At 60.6% G+C, this 24,775-nt stretch carries 23 protein-coding genes; 16 read left to right on the top strand and 7 right to left on the bottom strand.

All coding sequences use genetic code 11. The features are described from left to right. Position 1: 1 nt before the first annotated feature. Complete coding sequence (locus HH303_RS07755) at positions 2-460, top strand: methylated-DNA--[protein]-cysteine S-methyltransferase (RefSeq protein WP_169624658.1); 459 nt, start codon at positions 2-4, stop codon at positions 458-460. After that, a complete protein-coding gene (locus tag HH303_RS07750) occupies positions 457-1,527 on the top strand; it encodes an NAD(P)/FAD-dependent oxidoreductase (RefSeq protein ID WP_169624657.1) in 1,071 nt (356 codons plus the stop codon). The genes HH303_RS07755 and HH303_RS07750 overlap by 4 nt, the downstream gene beginning before the upstream one ends. Before the next feature lie 59 nt (positions 1,528-1,586). On the opposite strand, the gene HH303_RS07745 is transcribed toward HH303_RS07750, so the two are convergent. From HH303_RS07745 to HH303_RS07735, 3 genes are all read right to left on the bottom strand, one after another. Further along, complete coding sequence (locus tag HH303_RS07745; RefSeq protein ID WP_169624656.1) at positions 1,587-2,186, bottom strand: DUF1013 domain-containing protein; 600 nt, start codon at positions 2,184-2,186, stop codon at positions 1,587-1,589. Between the two features lie 180 nt (positions 2,187-2,366). Continuing rightward, positions 2,367-4,763, bottom strand: coding sequence for a sensor histidine kinase (locus HH303_RS07740; protein ID WP_169624655.1), 2,397 nt, complete (start codon positions 4,761-4,763; stop codon positions 2,367-2,369). Positions 4,764-4,986: 223 nt separating this feature from the next. Continuing rightward, on the bottom strand, positions 4,987-5,478 hold the full coding sequence (locus tag HH303_RS07735; protein WP_169624654.1) for a phasin family protein: 492 nt from the start codon (positions 5,476-5,478) through the stop codon (positions 4,987-4,989). A gap of 358 nt (positions 5,479-5,836) precedes the next feature. Here HH303_RS07735 and HH303_RS07730 point away from each other — a divergent pair, with 358 nt between their 5' ends. Then, the gene (locus tag HH303_RS07730) at positions 5,837-6,625 is read left to right on the top strand and encodes a peptidase (protein WP_169624653.1); all 789 of its coding nucleotides are present in this window, start codon (positions 5,837-5,839) and stop codon (positions 6,623-6,625) included. A gap of 18 nt (positions 6,626-6,643) precedes the next feature. Here HH303_RS07730 and HH303_RS07725 read toward each other — a convergent pair whose 3' ends face one another. After that, a complete protein-coding gene (locus HH303_RS07725; RefSeq protein ID WP_169624652.1) occupies positions 6,644-7,429 on the bottom strand; it encodes a hypothetical protein in 786 nt (261 codons plus the stop codon). A 202-nt stretch (positions 7,430-7,631) separates the two neighbouring features. Between HH303_RS07725 and HH303_RS07720 the strand changes: the two genes are divergently transcribed. The 3 genes from HH303_RS07720 (at position 7,632) to HH303_RS07710 (ending at position 10,116) form a co-directional block, all read left to right on the top strand. Continuing rightward, a complete protein-coding gene (locus tag HH303_RS07720) occupies positions 7,632-8,795 on the top strand; it encodes a serine hydrolase (protein ID WP_169624651.1) in 1,164 nt (387 codons plus the stop codon). Positions 8,796-8,900: 105 nt separating this feature from the next. After that, on the top strand, positions 8,901-9,620 hold the full coding sequence (locus HH303_RS07715) for a GNAT family N-acetyltransferase (protein WP_319637342.1): 720 nt from the start codon (positions 8,901-8,903) through the stop codon (positions 9,618-9,620). 55 nt (positions 9,621-9,675) lie between these two features. Further along, complete coding sequence (locus HH303_RS07710; protein WP_169624650.1) at positions 9,676-10,116, top strand: GNAT family N-acetyltransferase; 441 nt, start codon at positions 9,676-9,678, stop codon at positions 10,114-10,116. Between the two features lie 48 nt (positions 10,117-10,164). On the opposite strand, the gene HH303_RS07705 is transcribed toward HH303_RS07710, so the two are convergent. From HH303_RS07705 to HH303_RS07695, 3 genes are read right to left on the bottom strand one after another with little or no spacing between them, the layout of a single operon-like run. Then, positions 10,165-10,857 carry an aspartyl/asparaginyl beta-hydroxylase domain-containing protein gene (locus HH303_RS07705; protein WP_169624649.1) on the bottom strand — a complete coding sequence of 231 codons (693 nt, stop codon included), beginning with the start codon at positions 10,855-10,857 and terminating at the stop codon, positions 10,165-10,167. Between the two features lie 9 nt (positions 10,858-10,866). Beyond that, positions 10,867-11,037, bottom strand: coding sequence for a hypothetical protein (locus HH303_RS07700; protein WP_169624648.1), 171 nt, complete (start codon positions 11,035-11,037; stop codon positions 10,867-10,869). Positions 11,038-11,097: 60 nt separating this feature from the next. Next, positions 11,098-11,391 carry a hypothetical protein gene (locus tag HH303_RS07695; RefSeq protein ID WP_169624647.1) on the bottom strand — a complete coding sequence of 98 codons (294 nt, stop codon included), beginning with the start codon at positions 11,389-11,391 and terminating at the stop codon, positions 11,098-11,100. A 471-nt stretch (positions 11,392-11,862) separates the two neighbouring features. On the opposite strand from HH303_RS07695, the gene tssB reads away from it, so the two are divergent. The 10 genes from tssB to HH303_RS07645 all read left to right on the top strand — a co-directional run bounded on the left by tssB (position 11,863) and on the right by HH303_RS07645 (position 24,772). Continuing rightward, entirely contained in the window at positions 11,863-12,387 is a 525-nt protein-coding gene (gene tssB / locus HH303_RS07690; RefSeq protein WP_169624646.1) for a type VI secretion system contractile sheath small subunit, read from the top strand. A 108-nt stretch (positions 12,388-12,495) separates the two neighbouring features. Next, the gene (gene tssC, locus HH303_RS07685) at positions 12,496-13,947 is read left to right on the top strand and encodes a type VI secretion system contractile sheath large subunit (RefSeq protein WP_169624645.1); all 1,452 of its coding nucleotides are present in this window, start codon (positions 12,496-12,498) and stop codon (positions 13,945-13,947) included. 68 nt (positions 13,948-14,015) lie between these two features. Next, entirely contained in the window at positions 14,016-14,507 is a 492-nt protein-coding gene (locus HH303_RS07680; protein ID WP_169624644.1) for an Hcp family type VI secretion system effector, read from the top strand. 33 nt (positions 14,508-14,540) lie between these two features. Beyond that, positions 14,541-15,101, top strand: coding sequence for a hypothetical protein (locus tag HH303_RS07675; RefSeq protein WP_169624643.1), 561 nt, complete (start codon positions 14,541-14,543; stop codon positions 15,099-15,101). Between the two features lie 17 nt (positions 15,102-15,118). After that, positions 15,119-15,592 carry a type VI secretion system baseplate subunit TssE gene (tssE, locus tag HH303_RS07670; protein ID WP_169624642.1) on the top strand — a complete coding sequence of 158 codons (474 nt, stop codon included), beginning with the start codon at positions 15,119-15,121 and terminating at the stop codon, positions 15,590-15,592. Between the two features lie 6 nt (positions 15,593-15,598). After that, positions 15,599-17,413 carry a type VI secretion system baseplate subunit TssF gene (gene tssF, locus HH303_RS07665; RefSeq protein ID WP_169624641.1) on the top strand — a complete coding sequence of 605 codons (1,815 nt, stop codon included), beginning with the start codon at positions 15,599-15,601 and terminating at the stop codon, positions 17,411-17,413. Beyond that, positions 17,377-18,435: a type VI secretion system baseplate subunit TssG gene (gene tssG, locus HH303_RS07660; protein ID WP_169624640.1), complete on the top strand. Its 1,059-nt coding sequence runs from the start codon at positions 17,377-17,379 to the stop codon at positions 18,433-18,435. The genes tssF and tssG overlap by 37 nt, the downstream gene beginning before the upstream one ends. A gap of 82 nt (positions 18,436-18,517) precedes the next feature. Further along, entirely contained in the window at positions 18,518-19,843 is a 1,326-nt protein-coding gene (locus HH303_RS07655) for an NAD(P)/FAD-dependent oxidoreductase (RefSeq protein ID WP_169624639.1), read from the top strand. 86 nt (positions 19,844-19,929) lie between these two features. After that, a complete protein-coding gene (tssH, locus tag HH303_RS07650) occupies positions 19,930-22,596 on the top strand; it encodes a type VI secretion system ATPase TssH (protein ID WP_169624638.1) in 2,667 nt (888 codons plus the stop codon). Further along, positions 22,589-24,772 carry a type VI secretion system Vgr family protein gene (locus HH303_RS07645; protein ID WP_169624637.1) on the top strand — a complete coding sequence of 728 codons (2,184 nt, stop codon included), beginning with the start codon at positions 22,589-22,591 and terminating at the stop codon, positions 24,770-24,772. The genes tssH and HH303_RS07645 overlap by 8 nt, the downstream gene beginning before the upstream one ends. Positions 24,773-24,775: the final 3 nt, after the last annotated feature.

Genomic DNA, 24,775 nt, shown 5'->3' with positions numbered 1-24,775 from the left:
GATGAAGGCCCGGATCGACAGTCCCGTCGGCGGCCTCGTGGTAGAGGAAGCGGATGGTGCGATCATTCGACTGGATTGGCAGAACGGGCCGATCATCGAACCGGCAACGGAAATCCTGAAGGCCGCCGTCGATCAGTTGCGCGCCTATTTTACCGGTAATTTGACCGTGTTCGATCTGCCGCTCAATCCGGCGGGCACGACGTTCCAGCAATCCGTCCATGCCGCGATGCTGGCCATTCCCTTCGGCGAGACACGCAGCTACGGCGACATCGCCAAGGATCTGGGCGTTCCGGCGCAGCCCATCGGCCAAGCCTGCGGCGCCAATCCGATCCCGATCATTATCCCCTGTCACCGCGTCCTGGCGGCCGATGGAAAGCTGGGCGGATTTTCCGGGCGCGGCGGCGTCGAGACGAAGGTCGCCCTATTGCGCCACGAAGGTGCTGCGGGACTGCTGATATGAGAGCCGCGCCCCGTATCGCGATTGTGGGCGCGGGGATCGTCGGCAGCGCCATCGCGTATTTCCTGGCGGCACGCGGTGCGTCGGTGACATTGATCGACGCGGCCGGTCCGGGGGCCGGTGTCACGGATCGCGCCTTCGGCTGGATCAATGTGGCGCTGGCCGATCCCGACGGTCCCGGTGCGAACTTCAAACATCGGGTGATCGACGACTATCGCAAATTGGACGACCGGCTCCACGGGCGCCTAAACATCGCGTGGCAAGGCGCGCTGTCCTGGTCCGATGATCCGGGCCGGACCGAAGCGCGGTTCGCCGATTTAAAGCGCGCGGACCATCGTGTCACCTTGCTTGATACGGCGCAGGTCGCCCGATTGGAACCGACGCTGAAGTCGCCTCCGGCCTTGGCGATATTCGCCCCGGAAGACGGGATGATGCGGCCCGGCGTATCGGCCCGCGTTCTCGCCGCGGCCGCGATGGAGGCGGGCGCGGCGTTGCGCGTCGGACAGGCGGTCGACAATATCGAACCGCTGCCGACCGGCGGGGTTCGACTTTGGCTGGGGAACGACCGCGCTGAATTCGACCGGGTAGTGCTGGCAGCCGGGGCGGCGGTCGCGGATCTGTGCCGACCATTGGGACTAATCCTCCCTTTGGAAGCGTCGCCGTCGATCCTGACGCGGTTCCGGTCGCCGGTGCCAATTCTAAATCGGATCGTTGAGTCGCCGGAATTCGAGGCCCGGATGGAAACGCCGAACTATCTCGTCACGGCGGAAAGTTATCAGGGGGATCGTTCTGACTGTGGGCCGGAGGTGGTGGCAACGGGTCTGCGAAAAGCCTTGGCGACCGGGCTGACGGGCGGCGAGGCGTTGACGCTCGATTCGGTTCAGGTCGGCATGCGGCCCGTTCAGGTTGGCTGTGGTCCGATTGTCGGGCGTGTGCCGGGATCTCCGTGCCTATACATCGCCGCCTTCCATCCCGGTGTCATCCTGGCCGCCACGATAGGCGGCCTTGTTGCACAGGACATGTTGGATGAAACCGTACCGACGGAACTGGAAGGGCTTGCGCCCCGGTAGCCCAACCACCGTTGGGGCAAAAGAAAAGGGCGGCTGATGCCGCCCTTTGATCTCGCGCCTTATTCCAGGCCTTCCCAGCCGCCCGAGTCGGGCTCGTCGCTGACCGCTTCGACGATCGGCTGTTCCAGGGGCTTGCGGCCCGCCTTGATGGCCTTGTCGATTTCGATGGCCAGTTCCGTCTGGGTGCACAGGCCCAGCTCAACCGGCGAGCGCGGGCGGATATTGGCGGAATTCCAATGCGTGCGGTCGCGTACGGCGGCAACCGTCGGCTTCGTCGTGCCGATCAGGCGGTTGATCTGGGCGTCGGCCAGCTCCGGGTGGTGTTTGGCCAGCCAGGCGATGCCGTCCGGCTTGTCCGCGCGCTTGGACACCGGGGTGTAGCGCGGGCCCTTGTGGCGAATGACCGGCTGCGGGATGTCGCTTTTCGCGATCTTCAGATCGGTCAGCGGATCGGCTTCACAGCGTTTGATTTCTTCCAGGGTCAACTGGCCGTTCTGCACCGGGTCGATCCCGTGCATGCCGACCGCGACCTCACCATCGGCGATGGCCTGGACTTCCAACTCGTGCAGGCCGCAGAAAGCGCCGATCTGCTCGAAGGAAAGCGCGGTGTTGTCGATCAGCCATACCGCCGTTGCCTTGGGCATCAAAAGCTTTGCCATGTCGTGCCTGCTCCGTGTGTTTCGTCGGGCGTGGTATTTCTGACAGGCCGGACCCCGGCCCGGCCGGGATCAGGACACCGGGATATCCACGCGTGTCGGGAAAATCGAGGGCGCTTATAACAATCGTACCGGGACGAAGCAAAGAAAATCACCAAGCTGGTGGACCGCCAAGATGACGGATCACGACGTCTTGTTCTGCGGAACACCGCCGCGCGGTATCGTCGCGATGATGCGAAGGCCTTTCCCGGACAGTCCGCGACTCAGTTTCAAGGTACCGCCGTGCAGTTCGAAAATCGCTTTCGCGATCGGCAGGCCCAGGCCCACGCCATCCGTCGCCGCGACATGGGAATTTTCCACCGATCGCCGGAACGGCTGCAGCACCCGGTCGAAGCGTTCTTCGGGGATGCCGACGCCGTCGTCTTCCACGGTTAGCTCGACCCTGCCATTCGGCAAATCGCGCAATGTTACGGTGAGTTGCGACGCATCCGTGGCGTATCTGGCGGCGTTCTGGATAAGGTTGCCCACGGCTTGCCGCAGTTTCGTCGCATCGGCCTGAATCGGCGAGGAATCAGGGAGATTCAGCGTAACAGTCAACCCAGCCGCACGGCAGGCGGTCCGATGCGGGCTAAGGGCTTCCTCGATAATCCGGGAGAAATCTTCGGCATCGGCCTTCAACGTCATCCGGCCGCTTTCGATCGCGGTCAAATCCAGCAGGTTCGACAGGATGTCGAGAAGCGACTTCCCGCTTTCGAAGATATGATTGATGTATTCGGCATAGTGCGGGTCGCCGACCGGGCCGTGGATTTCATGCCGGATCGTATCGCTGAATCCCAGGATGGAATTCAGCGGCGTGCGCAATTCGTGGCTCATATTGGCCAGAAACATCGATTTCGCCTGCGACGCTTCCGTGGCGGTTTCCAGGGCGGTGACGAGATGCCGTTCCAGGCTTTTTTGCTGCGTGACGTCTTCCACCGCCAGAACGAATTTTCCCGATCCGATGGGCGACAGCGGCACCACGATCATGCGATAGACGATGCCCTTGTCGCGGCCCAGCAAATCCTTGTCCAGGAACTCGCCTTCCCAACGTTCCTGCCGCGACAATGCCTCGCGTAGGGTGAGGGGGGCGGAGCCCCTGTCCGGTAGGCAGGCCGCGTCCAGGCGATCGATCAGCGCATCGTCGAAGGTTTCAACCCCATCCCCGGTCAGCGACAGAATGGCCGCCGCCACCGCGTTGACGTAGCGGATGGATTGGTGCGGCGTGAAGACGCCGACGCCGATGGGCATCTTGTCGACCGCGCGCATGACTTCCGCCAGTTTGCCGTTGAGGGCCGTCAGGGCGTTTTCCCGGTCGATAATGGCTTGGGCCATATCGGACAGCGCCTTTTCCGTCGTTTGCAGTTCGACGAAGCCCGTCGGTTCGTATTCGAAAGGCTGGCAGGTACCGTTGACCAACGCGTCGGCGCCGATCTGGATGCGCGAAAGCCGCTTCTGCACCGTCCGCCAAAGGGCGATGCCACCGGCCATGCCGACCGCCGTCAACAGAAGGGTAAGCCAGAAAGTCGCGACAGTGACGTCTTCGAACCAATTCAGGAAGTCCGATTTCGGGGCATAGGCGCCGACAACCCATTCACCCCGATTGAGCTTCAAGACATTGATGGCCGCGACATAGCGTGTGCCGTCGATATCGATCGCGGTGATCAACGGCAGGTCCGTTGTCGAATGGGCCTGCCGGAAGGACTCGGCGGCGACCGGGGCGGTTTCGCTATCAATACCAGGCAGGGCGTTCGGTGCGCCGTCCAAATCCGCGACATCATGAGGGAAAGCGATCAGCCGTCCACCGCGATCGGCGATAAATGCCTTTCCGTTGGGGCTGATTTCCAGGCGACGGACGAATTCCGACAGCCGTCGGAAACTGAGATCCAGTCCGATGACACCAGTTATTTCGCCGGTTGTCGGCGACCGGACTTGATTGGAAACGGTGATGCCGGGCCGTTTGGAGGTGTAGAAGATATAGGGATCGGTCCACTGCACGCCCGGATAGGCCATGGCGGATTTGTACCACGGGCGGGAGGATGCGTCGAAAATCGTATCCTGATCCGGCAAGCGGCGCGCTATCCGGAATTCCGGGCTGCGCACATAGAGGGACTGCGATTTTTCGCCGTTTTCGACGGCGACACGACGGACGAAGACTTCCCCCTCAGAGAGGTCCGGCGCTTCCCGGGTCGCAAAGATGAAGGAGCCGTCGACACCGGCGTAGTAAAGGCCCGTGAAACGGGGGGACGCCGTCAGCGCGTCGAAAAAATAACGTTCGACCTTGTCCGAATCGCTGAGGTCCAGAATTTCGGATTGCGACAGGCCGAGCGTCAGGTCGGTGACGGTTTCGACCTTGTCGACGAACAGGGACAATTCCTGTTCGACGGATGCCAAGGCCCATCGGATGCTGGAACTTGCATGCTCCTCCGCCGCGCGATTGGCGTAATAATAGAAGGCAAAGAGGAACGCGCTCGCCGTCACAATCTCGATGATTGCCACACCCGCAAGAATGACGTGTTTCATGGCAATTGTGGAGAAACGCATTCTATTCCTATCGCCCAATCGCAAAAGTATTGGCGAGAAGACTAACCGGCCAATTGCCGTCGCGTCGAACGGAAATGCGGTCTTTGGGTCGGGAAAACACCTAAAATAGCGATATTCGCGTATTTAGATACCTCGGGTAACGAAAAGAAAAGACCCGGCCGCGTTGCGACCGGGTCTCGTCCTGACGATCGTGCGAAAAAGCGCGATCGGTATTCCTGCCGAATTAGGCGGCGATCGGCTTCATCGCTTTTTCGACGAAGACGTTCATCTGCGCCTGGATCGGTTCAACGGTTTCGTTGGCGATCTTCAGGGAGATTTCCGAAACCTTCGTGCCTTCGGCGACGAGGGCGTCGAACTGGGAACGCGCCAGATCGGACTGGATCTCGACAACGTCGTTCAACGTCTTCGCGGTCATCAGGGTCTTGGCGGCCGCGACATTGGCTTCCGCCTGGGTCTGGGCGAAGGCGAAAACCGACTTGCCGAGGTCTTCCATGCCCTTGGCGAACACGTTGCCGGCCTTCACATAGGCATCCATCGCGTCCTTGTTCAGGGTGGCGAACTCGTCATAGCCTTTCAGGGCGGCGGCGGAGGCCTTTTCCACCTGTTCCTTGGTGGTGGCGACAGCCTGTTCGACGGTCTGCTTGCCGGCGGCAACGGCTTCTTCGATCTTCTTGGTGTCGATCGCGGGGGTAACTTTTTTCGCGGTAGCGGTCATAACTGATCTCCTTGGAGTGAGGCCGACCTCCTGCCGGGCCGGTCCGATTTATCGAGAGCGTCAGCTCATCTGCGCTCTCTACCGGTGCCTCATTCTCTAAATGCTGCACCGCAACATAACGTGTAGGGCGTATATGGTTCGATACGGTTCGCGGGTCAAGAGAATTTTTTGTGCACCGCAACATAATTTTTCGGAAACGCAAAATTAATCTTTGTTTCTTAGGATGTTGTGCGCAGAATTGAGACATGCCGTCGTACGGATATTCGACGTGTTTCCAACACCGAGTCTCGGCTGGATAAGATGGTATGTGGTATTGCGTCCGTTGCGACGCTTGGGGAATTGAGAAGGTTGGTTCGAAATGACGTACTGTCTGGCGATCAAGGTTAACGACGGCTTGGTCTGTTTGGCCGATGGTCGCATCACGGCGGGAACACAGGCGACGACCGCGCGCAAGGTGGAAATCGTCGGCACCGGCGATGCGCGGGTTTTGACGATGACGTCGGGCCTTCGGTCTCTTCGGGACAAGACCCTGGCTTATATGAAGCGCGACCTGAAGCGGGGCGGCGCCAAGCAGTCTTTCGGCACGATGCTCGACGCCGTGCAGACATACTGCAACAACCTGCGCCGCGTGTTCGAGGAAGACTCCGCCGATCTGGACCGGTCGAATCTGAAGTTCAACCTGCATACGATCATTGCCGGAAAGCTGCCGGACGACGACGAGCCGACCGCGTTTCTGGTCTATCCGGAAGGCAACTGGATCGAAATCGACAGCCGCACGCCCTATCTGTCGATCGGCGAGACGACTTACGGGAAGCCGATCCTGGACCGGGCGTTAAGCCGAAAAACCGATTTGAAGACGGCGACCAATCTGGCTTATCTGTCCTTCGATTCCACGCGTATAAGCGCTGTCGATGTCGGTTTTCCGATCGACCTGATTACCTACACCAATGCCGACGGGCAGTGGCGGGAAGCCCAATACGATTACGATGACGTGCTGGAACAACGCCGTTGGTGGAATGAGAACCTGACCCAGTTGGCGATGAAAATGCCGGACGGCCCCTGGGGCAGCACGTTGATCGCCCCGCCCGTCGATACGGCGGGCGTCGCACCGCTAAGCCTTGTGCGGGACGAAGACGCCGGGCGCTGACCCTGTCGAGGATTGCCGTCAGTCCGAAATCGTAACGCCGGTCTCATGCACCTCCATATTGTAGTGGGAGGCATGCCGCCATGGATCGTTATCCCAAACAGGCGGTTTGAAGCGGTCGTAAACCCGCCGCTTTCCGTCTGTTGGGGACGGTTCGATCCGAATGCCGGTCGGGTCCTTTGCGAACAGCATTTCCGGGAAGCGTAGCCCCGTGTAATCAGCGTCCGGGTATTCCCAGGCTTGGAAATGGAACGTACCGCCGATACAGGCGGATCCCATCCAACTGTAGGATGTGTCGGCGATTTTTCGTCCGATTGGCGGGGCGCGCGTCCCCAGACCGTCCTGGGCGAAGGCGGTACGCAACGCGTCCATGTCTGCATCGCTGAGGTTGGTTATGCCGGTATGCGGGCGGAAAGGCCGAGTGACGTCTTCGGTAATCGCCCAGGGAAACCAATCGCTGGCGGCGACGGTCATGACACGGCTGCGTTGTTGCGGGCTGGGAGTCGTCAATGGGTCGATATCGTAAATGCGGACCTGAACCGTTCGGTCTGCGATATAGACGAGGCGATACCGCTCCCGTCCGTCGGACGCGCAACTGCGCTGGATGTCCTCCCCGCTGATAAAGGAAAACCAGACAGCGCGCCGCTGGACCGGATTGTCTATTTCGCCGTTGGATTGTGTGATGGATGCACAGCCCGCTAGAAGTGTCGGCAGGATCAAAATTCCCATCGCACTCTTGATGCGCGAAAAAAAAGTGGCGGTGGCGTGGCCGTTTTCCGGCATTCCGATGGCAGGAGTCATATCCATGATTTTCTTCCTTTTTTCCCAACGCGGGCCTGCAGGATATGGGACGGAAGATGATTCGTCGCAATGTCTAAATTGAATTAGGATGAAATTTCCAATGGACACAGCGTGTTACTTAAAGTAATAAAGATTCAGGTTCAAATGGGGGAACGTTTTAAGTCACCTGTTGGGCCGCGGAAGAATTCCGAAAGAATAAGGTGACGTCGTGCAGAAAACTTTCGCTCTTCTCTTCGTATTACTTGCGCTATTCGCTGTTCTGCCTTCCGGTGGCGCGCAGGCGAAATATGCGTCCTATGTGATCGATGCCGATACGGGCCGCGTTCTGCACGCGTCGAATGAAGACACCCGAAATTATCCGGCCTCGCTGACGAAGATCATGACGTTGTACATGACCTTTGAGGCGTTGCGCGACGGCAAGCTGACTCTTGACCAGCGGCTGAAGGTTTCTCGTCGGGCGGAAGGCATGGCCCCGTCCAAACTTGGGCTGCGGCGCGGTCAGACGATTGCGGTCAAGGATGCCGTTCTGGCGCTTGTGACGAAATCCGCCAACGATGCGGCGGTTGTTCTGGCGGAGGCCATGGGCGGTACGGAAATCGACTTTGCGATCAAGATGACGGAGCGCGCACGCCAGATCGGCATGACGCGCACGACCTTCAAGAATGCCAGCGGTTTGCCGAACCGGCGTCAATTGTCGACGGCGCGCGACATGGCGACCCTGGGGCTGCGCATCCGCGCGGATTTCCCGGAATTCTATTCCTATTTCTCGACCACCCATTTCAAATACGGGTCGCGGACCTACAAAAACCACAATACGCTGTTGTCGTCCTACGAAGGGACCGACGGGATCAAGACCGGCTATATTCGTGCCAGCGGCTTCAACCTCGTGGCCTCCGTCGAACGGCACGGCCATCGCCTGATCGGCGTGGTCTTCGGCGGTCAGACCGGGAAGTCCCGTGATGCGCATATGAAGTCGCTGCTCGACAAAGGTTTCGAGAAGGTCTTGGAAGGCGATACGCGCCCGACCGATCTGGTGGCGATGAACACAGTCGATCCCAAGGTGCAGGTTGTCTCCGACACGCTTGAGCCGCAGGGCGATGCGGCGGCCGATATGGACCTGACGGAAATTCAGGAAAGCCGCTGGACGATTCAAGTGGGCGCGTTCAGCCGCGCCGAATCCGCCCGCACCGTGGCGCAGCAGGCGGTCGGGAATCTCGGCTCTCTGGGCGAGGGTGCGGTCGTCGTGGTCGACCGATCCGGTAAGCTGCATCGGTCCCGCATCGCGGGTTTCGACAAGCAGGCCGCGTTCAATGCCTGCCGTAGCTTGAAGGCGCAGCGCATGGATTGCATCGTCTTCGCCCCGAAGGGCTGACCCACTTCCGAAGTGGACCTACCACAAAAACGATTTTGGCCCTTACAGTGGGGCCATTCGCACGGCATTCTCCGGACATGTTCCATTGTTTCCCGGAGAGTTTTCGTGTCCGAAACCCGCAATGATCTGGGCCAGTTGATTGGCCCGCCCGTTCCCGATTTCGTCAAACGTCCCCATCCGCCCCGCGCGGCGATGACCGGACGCTTCTGTCGGGTGGAACCGCTGTCGGTCGATGCGCATGCCGCCGATCTGTTCGCCGCGAATGAAACGGCACCGGACGCGCGGTACTGGACCTATCTACCCTACGGTCCGTTCAAGACTCTCTCGGATTACAAGGACTGGATGGCGAAGACCTGTCTGGGCGAGGACCCGTTGTTCTACGCGATCATCGACCTTGCGACCGGCAGGGCGGTCGGGGTTGCGAGCTACCTGCGCATCGATGCGGCCAACGGCGTGATCGAAGTCGGCCATATCCATTTCTCGCCTTTGATGCAGGGCAGTCCGGCCTCGACCGAGGCGATGTATCTGATGATGGCGCGCGTTTTCGATGAGTTGGGCTACCGCCGGTACGAATGGAAATGCAACAACCTGAACGAAGCGTCGAAAGCAGCCGCCCGTCGCCTGGGGTTCACGTATGAGGGGACGTTCCGGCAAATGTCGGTCGTGAAAGGGCACAACCGCGACACCGCATGGTTCGCGATCCTCGACCACGAATGGCCCGCGGTGAAAGCGGCCTTTCAGAAATGGCTCGCCCCCGACAATTTCGATGCCGACGGACGGCAGAAGGTACGGCTTTCCGATCTGACCGCCGAGGCCCTTCGGTAAAGCGGCCCCTCATTGCCGTCGGTACCGTTACTCAAATAGCAGGGGTTCTTTTCTTATGTCGATTACCGTCCGCCCTCTACGTCCGGAAGACGAACCTGTTTGGAGAGACCTTTGGTCGGCATATCTTGAATTCTATGAGTCGACAGTGCCGGAGGTGGTCTATTCGACGACGTTCGGCCGTCTGATCGATCCCCAGCACCGTAGCCGGTTCTGCCTTGTCGCAGAAGCTGACGGGAAGGTTCTGGGCTTGGTTCACGCAATCTATCACGAACACAATTGGCGGGTGGAGGATGTCTGTTACTTGCAGGACCTCTACGTCCATCCCGACGCGCGCGGTACGGGAATTGGGCGTGCGTTGATCGAAGCGGTCTACAAAGCCGCCGACGCCAACGGCACGTCGACCGTTTACTGGATGACGCAGGACTTCAACTCGACGGCCCGACTATTGTACGATCGCATCGCTACGAAAACACCGTTTATCAAGTATCAACGCTAGCGGTTCTCGGTGGTGCGGGCAGGGCGGTCTTGCTCCAGGTCGTCCAATTCAGGAAAAATGAGGGATGGCGGTCTGCTTCGGCGGGCCGGGATCGGGCAGGTAATCCAGAAGGATCGTTATGCGCGGGCGCGGGCTTTTGTTGCGCACGCTGTGCTGTCGCTTGTTGTTGAAGTCATAGGCAAAACCGGGCGGCATCTTGAATTTCTTACCGTCGACTTTGTATTCGACGCCGGGTGGGACGATCAGCGGGATATGAATGCGGTGCGCCCTGCCGGCATGCTCCTGGCTATCGATATGCGGGGCGATCTTGCCGTTCGGCACCATTTCGACAATGGCGATGCGGGTCGTCACGCCCCGTTGCGCCCCGATATAGGATACTGCCTTATCCACCAGCGGTCCGATCACGGGTTCGAACTTTTTCCATTGCGGGAAGACGTTCACATGGCCCTGATCCGTTTCCAGCTCGATTTCCGGCAGCAGATTTACTGGGTCGACATTTTCCTGCTTGCACCAGGCTTCGACCAATTCGCGCATGGTGCGAATGCCCCAAGGCCGCTGATAGGGAAGCCAATTGTATTTGAGTATGATCGAGCGCGTCGTGCCCCGGTGCGGGGACGCCGCCAGCAATTCCTGACGTAGGCGGTTACTTTCCCAGTCCACGTCGGTGAGGTGCGCCAGTAAATCCAGGCTCGGTCCGATATCGACCGGGCCGAGCCGTTTGTAGGGGACACCGATTTCCATGATGACGGGTTAGCTCTCGCTTCCCTCTGACGCCGGAGCGGGCGCTTCTTCCGGCATGTTTTTCTGGATGAGGTCCAGAATCTTGATCGCCAGATCGTAGGGCATTTCCATCTGGATATTCACCATCATGGAGGCGGGCAGGGTTTCGCTGCCGTTGAACTCAAGAATTTTCGTGGCCATGGCTATGATCCTGTCGGTTTTGCGGGGCGGATATCCCGCCCAAATTGTCCGGTGCTGGTGTTACTTGGACTGTTCGGCAGCCGGTTTCTCCGCCGGCGCCTTGGCCGCGGCGGCCTTTTTCGCCTTTTCCGCTTCGGCCTTGGCGGCCTTCTTGGCTTCGGCTTCCGCTTTCCGGCGTTCGGCCTCTTCGCGGCGGCGCGCGGCTTCAGCTTCCTTTTCCTGACGTTCTTTCACGTCATGCACGGTTTGAAGGATCTGTAACGCCTGTTCATGCGGCAGTTCGAGGTCTAGGCGCAGACGGATACTGCCTGTCGGGCTCTCGTTTCCGATCAGTTCGATTACGTCATCGCTCATGGTGGCGCTGCCTCTCGTCCCTGTTTCGGGCTTTCGTCTCGCCCCGGTTGTCTTTTGTTCTCAAGTGCCGATGCGCTTGCCTTTCAAGTGTAGGCGGAAAAGGCATGATCGGCCAAGAGCGGATAAAAACTATACTATTCAATAGGTTGAAAACATTTCAAAGGAAAAATAGGTCGCGCGCTGCTATTCGCCAAATCGTCATAGGTGATGGAGGCGGATTCAAAGTAAATTATGACGAATTTCCTAACCCGTGTGTAAGCGCTTGCAATAGTTACCGATAATCATTTACCTTGTTTAGCGAATCGCACGGGTCGCGAATCCTCTCTACCGATTCGACGTCGGCATGGAAGGACGTGTTCGGGCGGAGGGCATATGTCGATAGAATTGGCCGCCGGATATCGGTGGTCCGCACCGGAGGGCGGGGCGGATCGCAGGGCACGTCCGGTAGGAGGCCGGTGAAGGGGGGCTTTGATGTCCGATAGTATCCAGCACAAGATCGGTCGGGTGCGCCCGCCTCGCGTACAGATCACCTATGATGTCGAGATCGGCAACGCGATCCAGATGAAGGAACTGCCCTTCGTCATGGGGATGATCGCGGATCTGTCCGGGAAACCGGAACAACCGCTGCCGAAGATGAAGGAGCGGAAGTTCGTCGAGATCGATCGCGACAATTTCAACGATATTCTGGCCAGCATCAAACCGCGCCTCGCATTCCAGGTGGACAACACCATGGCCGGCGAGGACAGCGAAGACGGCGGCAAGATGAATGTCGAACTGAACTTCCGGTCCATGGAAGATTTCGAGCCGGTTCAAGTCGTCAATCAGATCGAGCCGCTGCGCAAGCTCTATGCCGCGCGTCAGCGACTGACGGACCTGCTGACCAAATTGGATGGCAATGACGATCTGGATGCGCTGCTGCGCGACATGGTCTCAGACGCCGACAAGCAGGCGGAAGTGAAGAAACTGCTCGAAGCCTCGAAGGGCGACGAAGAATAACACTCGGCTGCGCGGACTGCGCGCCGATCTTGAACAGTGACGGTAGTTGGACGGTTTGGACGATTAGGTCCAACCCCGTAATGGGGAACCCGGCGAAGGGGAAACAGGATGGCGGACGAAACCCAAGAGCTCAACGTTCTCGAGCAGATCATGGTCGAGGGCAAATTGGCGCGCGACGAGGGCCAGCAGGCCTACGCCCGCGACTTGATCGGGGAGTTCATCGACTCCGTCGTCGGCGAGGGAACGGATGTTTCCAGCGACACGGTGGCGGCGATCAATCAGAAGATCGCGGAAATCGACGGGCTGATTTCCGAACAGCTGAACGAGATCATGCACCATCCGGACTTCCAGAAACTGGAAGCCAGTTGGCGTGGCCTCAACTATCTCGTGATGAATACGGAGACGGGCACCCAGTTGAAGCTACGGCTGCTGAACGCCTCCAAGAAGGACGTGCTGGGCGATCTTGAAAAGGCGGTGGAATTCGATCAATCCGCGCTGTTCAAGATGATCTACGAAGAAGAATACGGCACCTTCGGCGGCCATCCCTATAGCTGCCTCGTGACGGATTTCGAATTTTCGCGCCATCCGCAGGACTTCGCCCTGATGGAGAAACTGGCCGAAGTCGCCGCCGCGGCGCATGCGCCGATGGTCGCCTCTGCCGCGCCGCGCCTGTTCGATATGGACAGCTTCACCGACTTGGGGACGCCGCGCGATCTGGCGAAGATTTTCGAAAGCGCCGAAATGATCAAGTGGCGCAGCTTCCGCGACAGCGAGGACAGCCGCTACATGGTGCTGACGCTGCCGCACACACTGATGCGTCTGCCCTACGGTCCGGAAACGGTTCCGGTTGAAGGCATGGATTTCGTCGAGGATGTCGACGGGCGCGACCATTCCAAATATCTGTGGGGCAGCGCCGCCTGGGCGATGGGCCAGCGGATCACGAACGCGTTCTCGCTCTATGGCTGGACGGCGGCGATCCGCGGCGTCGAAGGCGGCGGTGTCGTCAAGGGCCTGCCGACCCACACGTTCAAGACGGACGAGGGCGATATCGCGCTGAAATGCCCGACGGAAATCGCCATTACCGACCGTCGCGAAAAGGAACTGTCGGACCTGGGCTTCATCGCGCTCTGCCATTGCAAGGGCACGGATTATGCCGCCTTCTTCGGCGCGCAGACGGCCCAGAAGCCGAAGAAGTACAATCTGGACAGCGCGAATGCCAACGCGGCCCTGTCCGCGCGGTTGCCGTACATTCTGGCCGCGTCGCGCTTCGCCCATTACCTGAAGGCGATCATGCGCGATAAGGTCGGCAGCTTCCTGACGGCGGCGAATGTTGAGGAATACCTCAACACCTGGATCGCCAATTATGTGTTGCTTACGGACGATGCGCCGCAGGGCACCAAGGCCCGTTTCCCGCTGCGGGAAGCGCGCGTCGATGTGCGTGAAATTCCGGGCAAGCCGGGTGCGTATAACGCGACCGTCTTCCTGAAGCCGCATTTCCAGTTGGAAGAACTGACGGCGTCCGTGCGGCTGGTCGCCGAACTGCCGCCGCCGGCTGCGTAATTGCAACCGGCAGCAGCGCTTCGAGGGGCGCTTGAGAAACGGCAACGATCGGATAAGGAAAGACCACAATGGACGTATTGGTTCTGAAAATCACGGGTATCGAGGGTGAAGCCACGATCGAAAAGTATGAAAAGCAGATCAGCTGCCAGAGCTTTTCGCATTCCGTGCACAACCATCTGCATACCGACGTGTCGAATGTCGGCCGGTCCCGTGGGCGCGTCGAACACACGGATTTCACGGTCACGAAATACGCGGACAAATCCTCGCCGTTGCTGAACTACAAATGCTGCATCGGCGCCAATCTGGGGACCATCACCTTCACGGTGCTGCGGTCGTCCGGTGAAGCGGCCCATACCCCGCAGATGATCTACACGATGGAAAACGCGATCGTTTCCAACATCGCGATTTCCGGCGGCGGCGGCGATAGCCCGGTCGAATCCGTCAGCTTCAACTACACCAAGATCAAATGGGAAGTGAAGGTCCAGGACGAGAAGAACAAGGAGCCGGGCTCCATCGCTTCCGAATGGGACGTTACGGTCAACAAGGGCGCCGACGCTTAATCGGTCGCCCCAGTATAGGGTGGGCGAACGCGGATGGACGCCGAAGTCAACGCGAATACCAACAAGGGCGACCTGCCGAGCTATGTTCGGCGGTCGTTCAAGAACGGCAGCCTGAAACAGGTGCGCCTGCCCGCGGGCACGCTTCTATTTACTGTTAGCCGGAAAGCGAATTTCAACGGCAATACGGCGGACGGTGTGCCGAGCTTCTGGTCACCCTACAAGAAATACAAGAACGATCCGGGTTTCGATGCCCGGGTCGCCGCCGCCAAAAAGGGACCGTCCGGCGCGGCTCAAGATATCTTTTCGGACCTGTCCGCCTTTTTCGGAAAACATCCTGGCGGACGATATGCCATTGTCGGCAAGCTTAAGCGTCCGGCCTATGCGTTTTTCGGGCCGATCCGGCGGCAGAACAAATCTGCCGCGCAGATCAATGCGGCGACCAGCGGTGGTAGCGCCGGCGGCGCGGCGGCGAACACGGCGCCCGGCGTAGCGGCCTCCTCCGCAAATTTAATCGGCTTCCAGTTCTATATTCCGGGATTGGACGGCGAAAAGGACATAGTCCGGGTCAAGAAGCACGACCTTATGAACCTTTGACCGGATTGGGAGGACGCATGGCTTCCCTGCGGAAAACGACAGGTGCCCCGGTTCCCCTGTTCGACCGATTGACCGACGACAATCCCGGCGTGCCTAGCGAACCCGTCCCCCGACGCGTCTTGGACTTGGATGGTTTGGCGACGTCCGTTCGCCGTGAAGTTCATACGATCATCAATACGCGCTGCGGCTGGACGGAAGACGAAATCGATTACGACGACCGCGGCGTGCCCGATTTCGGCTTGGTCGACCTCAGTCACTTGTTCACCAACAATATGCGCGACCGGGAAAAGATCGCGCGTCACGTCGCGCGGACCATCGCGGCCTATGAACCGCGCCTGACAAAGGTCGCCGTGACGGTGGAGGCGGTTCAGAGCCGGACGGGGCGTCTCGACCTCGTCGTGTCGGGCGGGCTTCGCTTCGGGGAGACGATAGAGCCGATTTCGTTCCCGGCGAGGATCGACGGCACCGCCGATCCGGATATGGAAGGATAGGGCACCATGGCCGGGTCCAGCAGGGATGCGCAACTCACCCACTATCAGCGGGAACTGGGATATCTGCGCCGTATGGGGCAGGCCTTCGCCGATACCTATCCGAAGATCGCGGCGCGGTTGGATATCGGCGGGTCGGAATCGCCCGACCCCCATGTCGAACGCCTGATCGAGAGCTTCGCCTTCCTGACCGGGCGCATTCAGCAGAATATCGACGCGGAATTTCCGCAAATCCCGCAGGCATTGTTGGGAATCCTGTATCCCCAATTCACGCAGCCGATCCCATCGATTTCGATCGCGCAGTTCAATGTCGACAGCCTGCGCGGCAAGCTGACCGACGGATACGAACTGCCGAAGGGCAGCGAGGTTTTCGCGACAGCGCCGAACGGCATGACCTGCCGTTTTCGCAGCGTCTATCCGGTCACCCTATGGCCCATCGAAATCGACGAGGCGGCGATTGAATCGACCGACCGGTACGATTTTCTGGACGACCGTGTCGATGTGCATTCGGTCTTGCGCCTTCGGATCCGGACGCAGGCGGATGCCCTGTCCACGTTGGGCATGGATAGCCTGCGCCTGCATCTGCATGGCGACAAGGTTGTCAGCGACGCGCTCTACGAGCTTCTGTTCGTCAATGCGAAGGGCGTGGCGCTGATTGCCGACGGCCGACGGGACGCGCCAACGATCCTGCCGGGCAATCCGATCCGCCAGGTCGGTTTCGAACGGGACGAGGCGGTGATCCCCGTGCCGGACCATGGCCAGCCCGCCTATCACCTGCTGCGGGAATACTTCACCTTCCCGGAGAAGTTCCTGTATTTCGATATCGACGGCCTGTCCAAGGCGAGGGCCGAAAAGACGCTGGATATTCTGATCCTGTTGCAAGGCGCGCCGCCGCGCAGCCTGTCCGTCGAACCGGATATGTTCCGACCCTTCACCACGCCGATCGTCAACCTGTTCCGCAAGACGTCGGAACCGATCCGCATCGACGGGCGGCAACCGGAATACAGATTGGTCGGCGACCGGCGGCGGGAAACGGTGACGGAAATCCATTCCATCGTCAGTGTGACGGCCAGCAACCAGGAACAGGCGGATTCCTTCCGCGTCGAACCGTTCTTTTCCTTCAATCATGAAGCCAAGGGCCGCGATGCGCAGGCATTCTGGTTCGCACGGCGCGACGCGACGGCGCGGGCGGATTTAAAGGGGACGGATGTCTATCTATCCTTCGTCGATTTGGACTACCGGCCGACCCAGCCCGCGACGACGACGCTGTTCGCCCATACGCTTTGCACCAATCGCGGCCTTGCCGAACAATTGCGCGCCGGGGCGGAATTGCAGACGGAAGTCAGCGCGCCGGTTTCCGGGATATCCGTCCTCTACAAACCGACGGCGCAGGTCGAACCGCCGGTTGGGGGCGAAACCCTGTGGCGGCTGATCTCTCATTTGTCGCTGAACTATCTGTCGCTCAGCCAGTTCGACGGGTCGCTTCAAGCCCTGCGCGAAATTCTGCGCCTGTATGCGAATGACGCGGCGCCCGGCACGGAACAGCAGATCAACGGGCTGGTCGGTATGGATTGCCGCCGCGCGGTCGCCCGCATGGGGCAGGATGTCTGGCGCGGTTTCGCGCGTGGCGTCGATGTCGAACTGACCGTCGACGAACGCGCCTTCGTCGGGTCCAGCGCAATCCTGCTGGCCTCCGTCCTCGACCGGTTCTTGAGCCTCTATGCCTCGGTCAATGCCTTCTCGCGCCTGACCGTGAAGTCCCAACAACGTGACGGGGAGTGGAAGCGATGGCCGCCAAGGGCCGGCGATCAAGTCCTCCTCTGATCGAGGACCTGCATAATCGACCCTACCGCTTCGATTTCTATCAGGCGGTGCGGCTGGTGGAGATGATGCGCGGGGTGGGTATCGATCCGGCGTCGCGATCCGTGCCGGTCGGCGAGGGGAACGACCCGCGTAAGGAGGCCGTGCATTTTCAGGCCGATCCGTCGCTGGCCTTTCCACCCAGTTCCATCAAGTCCTACTTCCCCCGATCGGAAAAGGTGCCGGACGATATGACCGTCCGCTTCATGGGGCTAGCGGGGGCGATGGGACCGTTGCCGCGCCCTTTCACTGAACGCCTGCTACGCCGGATTTCCAAAAAGGACACGGCTTGGCGCGCCTTTCTGGATATTTTCAATCATCGGCTGGCCTCCATCATGGTGCGGGTGCGCAAGGCGCATCGTATCGGTCTGGATACGCATCCGCCGCATGAAACCAGGATCGCGTCCTATCTGCGGGCCTTTCTGGGGCTGGGGACGGATGGGCTGCGCAATCGAATGTCCGTCGATGATAGGGCGTTGCTGCGATATGCCGGGTTGTTCGTGCACCGTCCGCGCACCGCCCTGGGACTGGAGCGCATCGTATCCGATTATTACGGTCTGCCGGTGACGTTGCGCCAGTTCGTCGGCAATTGGATGGAAATCGAACCGGGCGACGAAACCCGGATCGGCACGAAGACCGGATCGAACAACGTCCTGGGGCAATCCGCCTTTCTGGGACGGCGTTACTGGAACCAGCAGGCAGGGCTGGAACTGCGCATCGGGCCTTTGGATCGAGACATCTTCGAAAGCTTCCTTCCGGGCGGCAGCCGTCATGCGCCGCTTCTGGCGCTCATCATGTTCTATGTCTCGCCGGAATACGATTTCACCGCCCGTCTGGTGGCGAAGAAGGAGGCGGTACCGCGAAGCCGCCTGGGCGGCGATCTGCGCCTGGGTTGGACAAGTTGGCTGCGGAGCGAGGCGGCATCGGACCAGGACGAACAGGTCATCGTCCGTGTCCGGGGCAAGGCCGCACTTACCGCCACCTGATCCATCACCAAACCATTGCGAAAGAGAATGAGTCCCGCCATCTTGCGGCAATTCCTCAATCCGTAACAGTTTTGGAGACAACATGTCCCCGCCGGTCGATCCTGTACACTCGTCAGAAACCCTTCCCGCGAAAGTCGATGTCGTCGTTATCGGCGGCGGCATTATCGGCGTTTCTTCCGCCTGGTTCCTGGCGCGGCGTGGGTTCAGTGTGGCGCTGTGCGAAAAGGGCGTGATCGGTGGCGAGCAGTCTTCGCGAAATTGGGGATATTGCCGTCAGCAGGGCCGCGATCCGAAGGAACTGCCGCTGATCCTTGAATCCATGCGCATCTGGCGCGGTCTGGACAAAGAGATTGAGGGCGATACAGGCTTTCGGCAGGCGGGGGTCGCCTATGTCGCGAAAGACGAGGCGCAACTGGCGCAGTACGAAAGATGGGCCGAGATCGCGAAGGAATATCAGCTCGACACCCGCGTGTTAAGCCGGGACGAATTGAAAGCCCATATCCCCGGATATGAAAGCGACTATCCAGGCGGGCTCTGGACCGCCAGCGACGGCAGGGCGGAACCGTCAAAGGCGGCGCCGGCCATCGCCACGGCGGCCCAGCGGCAGGGCGTTTCCGTCCTGACGGGCTGCGCCGTGCGGGGGCTGGAAACCGCCGCCGGACATGTTTCCGCCGTCGTAACCGAACGGGGGAGGATTGCCTGCGATGCGGTGCTGCTGGCCGGGGGCGCGTGGTCGTCCCTGTTCCTGAAGCGCCACGGCATCGCCTTCCCGCAATTGAGCGTGAAATCGTCCGTCATGCGCACGACGGCGGGGCCGGAAGTTCTGGCGGGCGGCCTGTCCACGCCGGAATTTTCGATCCGGCGCCGGGAAGACGGAAAATATTCGCTGTCGCGCGGTTTCGATTCCACCTTCTACATCGTGCCGGACGCGATTCGCTGGATGGGAAAGTTCTGGGAGTCCTTCCAGGCGGAAAAGGACACGATCAAGCTGCGTCTGGATGGCCGATTCTTTCAGGAACTGTTCCGGGGGTCCAATTGGTCCCTGGATCGCGAAAGCCCGTTCGAAAAGGTCCGCGTCCTGGACCCGGCGGCGGATCGCGGAATCCTGGATGCTGGTCTGGCGGATTTCAAGAAACGCTTCCCGGTGCTGAAGGATCTGGGCGTGGAGGAATATTGGGCGGGCATGATCGACGCCACGCCGGACGCCGTTCCCTGCATTGCGCCGATGGACAAACTGCCCGGCCTGTTCCTGGCGTCCGGTTTCTCCGGGCACGGTTTCGGCATCGGGCCGGGGGCGGGGCGCTTGGCCGCCGATATGGTCACCGGGCATGCGTCCTGCGTCGACCCGTCGCCCTTCCGCTACGGGCGTTTCTTCGACGGCACGTCACTGGCCCCGGCGGAGGTTTAGGGCCGGACAGTAACCAAGGGTTTCCTTGCATCGAACGTCGAATCGCGCCGGACTCTTTCCCCTGAACGGTGAGGAGTTTCGGGGCGATGCAGCTCGACATGAAGACGCTGGTGGGGAAGCTCAACCCCGCCTGCAAGAAGGCGCTGGAAGGGGCCGCGCAACTCTGCGTTCAGCAAACCAATTTCAATGTGGAGGTTGAACACGTCCTCCTGAAACTGCTGGAGCAGCCGGATACGGACGCCGTCCAGGGACTGAAGGCGCATGGCGTCGAAATCGCCGACGTGATGGCCGACCTGCAGGACGCGATCGACCATTTCCGGCGCGGGAACAGCCGCACTCCGTCGCTGTCGCCGCAGATTGCCGATCTTTTGCAGGAAGCCTGGGTGTTTTCCTCCCTGACGCTGGGGCAGGCGGCGACGCGGTCGGCGGCCTTGCTGCAAGCCGCGTTGGATACGGAATCGATCCGTGGGTCTCTGGTCGAGGGGGCTCCCGCCTTTACCGGTATTCCCCGCGACGGCTTGCGCGACAGTTGGAAGTCGATCATCGGCGCGTCCAAGGAGGCCATGCCCAGCGCCGTGGAGGCCAGCAAGGCCGACGCGAAGGCGGCCCGCGAACGGCGGCGAGAGGCAGCCAAGGCGGCCCCCGAAGCCCCGGCGGAAACCGAAGGCACCCAAGACAAGGGCGCGGATGCGCTCGACCTCTTTACGGTATCGCTGACCGATCAGGCCCTGGTCGGTGCGATCGATCCGATTGTCGGGCGCGACGGCGAAATCCGGCAGATGATCGATATCCTGATGCGACGGCGCCAGAACAACCCGATTCTAACCGGGGAAGCGGGGGTCGGGAAGACCGCCGTGGTCGAAGGTCTGGCGCAACGCATCGCCGATGGCGACGTGCCGGAACCGTTGAAGGAAGTCGATCTGCGCGTCCTTGACCTCGCCCTGTTGCAGGCGGGTGCCTCCATGAAAGGGGAATTTGAGGAACGCCTGAAATCCGTGATCGACGCGGTCCGCGCGTCCCCGCGTCCCGTCGTCATGTTCATCGACGAGGCGCATACCCTGATCGGCGCGGGCGGCGCGGCGGGGCAGGGCGATGCGGCGAACCTGCTGAAACCCGCCTTGGCGCGGGGTGAATTGCGGACCGTCGCGGCTACGACCTGGGCGGAATATAAGAAATACATCGAAAAGGACCCGGCGCTCGCCCGCCGTTTCCAAGTCGTGAAGGTGGACGAACCGGACCCGGTTCGCGCCGTCGCCATGGTGCGCGGCCTCGCAAGGCGACTGGAGGAACACCACAAGGTCCGCATCCTGGATGAGGCGATATCGGAGGCCGTGTCCCTGTCCGCGCGCTACATCGCCGGGCGGCAATTGCCGGACAAGGCCATCGGTGTGCTGGATACCGCCTGCGCCCGTGTCGCGGTCGCCCAGGCGGACCGTCCGGCGGCAGTCGAGGCCGCGGCCCGTCGCATGGAACGCCTGACCGTCGAAATCGATATCCTGCGCCGCGAACGGGTGCTGGAAGACGATCACGCGGTCCGTCTGGCGGCGTTGGAAGCAGACCGCAAGGACGCGGAGGGCGATCTTGCCCGCCTGACCGGCGAATGGGAGGCGGAACGCGACATCGTGTCGGAAATGACCGGCCTGCTGTCCAAACGCCTGGAGGGAGAACCGCCGGGACCGGCCTATGCCGAATTGCGCGATAAGTTGAAGGGCCTGCAGGGCGAAACCGCCATGGTGCCGGTCGAGGTCGATGGGGATACCGTCGCCTCCGTCGTCGCTGGCTGGACCGGTATTCCCGTGGGCCGGATGATGCGCGACGACATCCAGGGCGTGATCGACCTGGAACAGCGTATGAAGCAACGCATCGTCGGTCAGGACCATGCATTGGACATGGTGGCGCGGCGTATCCGTACCTATCGGGCCGGACTGGACGACCCGACGAAGCCGGTCGGCGTTTTCCTGTTCGCGGGGCCCAGCGGCGTGGGGAAGACCGAAACCGCGCTGACCCTTGCCGAATTGCTGTATGGCGGGGAACGCAATCTGATCACCATCAACATGTCCGAATTTCAGGAGGCGCATACCGTATCCTCCTTGAAAGGCGCGCCGCCGGGCTATGTCGGCTATGGTCAGGGCGGCGTCCTGACGGAGGCCGTGCGCCGAAATCCCTATTCCGTCGTCCTGCTGGACGAAGTGGAAAAGGCCCATCCCGACGTGATGGAACTGTTCTTCCAGGTCTTCGATAAGGGCAAGATGGAAGACGGGGAGGGGATCGAGGTCGATTTCCGGAACACGGTCCTGATCCTGACCAGCAATTTGGGCGATCAGGTGATCCTGGATGCCGCTTTCTCCGACCAGCCGACATCGCTGGACGATTTGATCGCGAAGGTCCGCCCGCAATTGTTGACCCGGTTCAAACCTGCCTTCCTGGGCCGTCTGACGGTCATTCCCTATCTGCCGTTGGGCCAGGACCAGATCGCCGGGATTGTCGATTTGAAACTGGACCGTATTGCGAAGCGCTTCGCGGAAAACAACGGCGCGGAATTGATCCTGGACCCGACGGTAAAGGAGGCGGTCGTTGCCCGTTCCGGCGAGGTCGAAAGCGGCGCGCGGGCCATCGATTCCATCCTGACCCAAAACCTGCTGCCCAAGCTGGCCGACGCGGTTCTCGCGCGTATGGCGGAAGACGCGCCCTTCACGGCGGCGCGAGTCACCCTGGACGGATCCGGCTTCGTGGTGAGCTTCGATAATGGCTGAGACCGCCGGTTTCTCCCAGGAGAATGCGTATCTGGCCGTCACCACGCCGCTGGGCGACGACGCGCTGATCCTGCGCGCGGTGCGCGGGCGGGAGGCGCTGTCGGATCTGTTCGTCTTTGAACTCGACATGGTGTCGGAAGACGGGGAATTGGATTTCACCGCTATTGTGGGGCAGACGGTCACGGTCGCGATTCACCACGCGGACGGATCGACCACGCGCTATATCGACGGTCTGGTCACGGAATTCTCGCAAGGCGGTTACGACGCCCGGTTTTGGACCTACCGCGCGGTGATCCGGCCCAAGCTGTGGCTCGGCACCCGCAAGATGGATTGCCGCATCTTTCAGGACATGTCCGTCACCGATATCGCCGAACAGCTGTTGGGGGAAATCGGCGTCACGGATTACGCGCTGGAGACCAGTTCCGCCTATGAGACGCGGGACTATTGCGTGCAATACAATGAAACCGTTTACGACTTCCTGTCGCGCCTGATGGAGGATGAAGGCATCTTCTTCTTCCATCGGCACGAAGACGGGAAGCATACGCTGGTTCTGGCCGACGATGCCGATGTGCATGAAGGCTGTCCCGGCCTGGATTTCGCGACCTACCGCCCGACCAGCCACCAAGGGCGGGAAGACGAGGACGCGCTGTTCTCGCTGTCCTATTCGGAACGGGTGGTGACGGACCACTACGCCGCCGACGACTACAATTTTCAAACGCCGTCGACGGAACTGGCCACGACGGCGGACGGCGACGGTACCGGGTCGGATATGGAAGTCTACGAGTATCCGGGCGGCTATGCGGCCAAGACGCTGGGGGACACGCGGGCCAATCTGCGTGTTCAGGAATTCGAAGCCCGGTCCAAATCCCTGTCCGGGTCCGGCAGTCACAAGTCCTTCACGGCGGGCTATAGTTTTTCCCTGATCTGGCACGGTCGGGAATCGTTGAACGCGGATTACGTTTTGGGGGAGGTGACGATCAATGCCTCCGAAAACGGGTTTGAAAACGATTTCACGGCCTTCCCGAAGGATTTGGCCTATCGGCCGTCCCGACGGACCTTCCGTCCGCGCATCCATGGCAGTCAGACCGCCGTCGTGACCGGCAAGGCGGGGGAGGAAATCTGGACCGACGAATTCGGCCGGGTGAAAGTGCAGTTCCACTGGGACCGCGAAGGCAAGAAGGACGAAAATACCTCCTGCTGGGTGCGGGTGGCGCAAGGCTGGGCCGGGAAAAGCTGGGGCAGCTGGTTTTTGCCGCGCATCGGGATGGAGGTCGTAGTGTCCTTCCTAGAAGGCGACCCCGACCGCCCGCTGATCACCGGCTGTGTCTATAACGGCGAACAAGTACAGCCCTATACCCTGCCGGACGACCAGACGAAGGCGACGATCAAATCCAATTCCTCCAAAGGGGGCGGCGGATCGAACGAATTCCGCTTCGAGGACAAGGCGGGCGACGAGGAAGTCTACCTTCACGCTCAAAAGGACTGGAATAGCGTCGTCGAAAATCAACGCACGACGACGATCAATGAATCCGACGATATCCTGACCGTCGAGAAGGGCAACCGGACGTCCAAGATCAACACCGGAAACGAGGATCACTACGTCAAGGGAACCCGGACGCTGAAAATCGACGGGTCGCAGACCCATACGACCGGCGACGGGTTCACGCATACGGTCACGGGTGATTACACGTTGAAGGTTTCCGGCGATCTGACCATCGATGTCGACGGCAATATCTCCATCAAGGCCGGGCAGAACATCACGGTGGAGGCGGGCCAAAACCACGACACGACCGCCGGGCAGAGCATGAGCAGCGACGCCGGGATGAACATCGCCAATACCGCAGGCCAGAATATCAGCAATTCCGCCGGTATGAATATCGATAACGAGGCGGAGATGAACCTGACCAATAAGGGCGGAATGAACGTCACCGACGATGCGGGGATGAAGCTGTCCCTGAAATCCGGCATGACGACGGAAAGCAAGGCGGGCATGTCGCTGAAGGAAGAGGGCGGCATGTCGGTCGAAATCAAGGGCGGGATGAGCCTGAAGGAAGAGGGCGGCCTGTCGCTATCTTCCAAGGGGGGCCTGTCCGGCACTTTTGAAGGCGGCCTGAACGGCACGTTGAAAGGCGGCGTCATGGCCATGCTGTCCGCCGCGATCGCGAAACTGGGATAGGGC

Source organism: Pacificispira spongiicola, from assembly GCF_012926505.1.
In the GTDB taxonomy this organism is placed as follows: domain Bacteria; phylum Pseudomonadota; class Alphaproteobacteria; order UBA8366; family Aestuariispiraceae; genus Pacificispira; species Pacificispira spongiicola.
The sequence above is the reverse complement of the archived record's forward strand: the minus strand, read 5'-3'. Positions and strand labels throughout refer to the sequence as shown.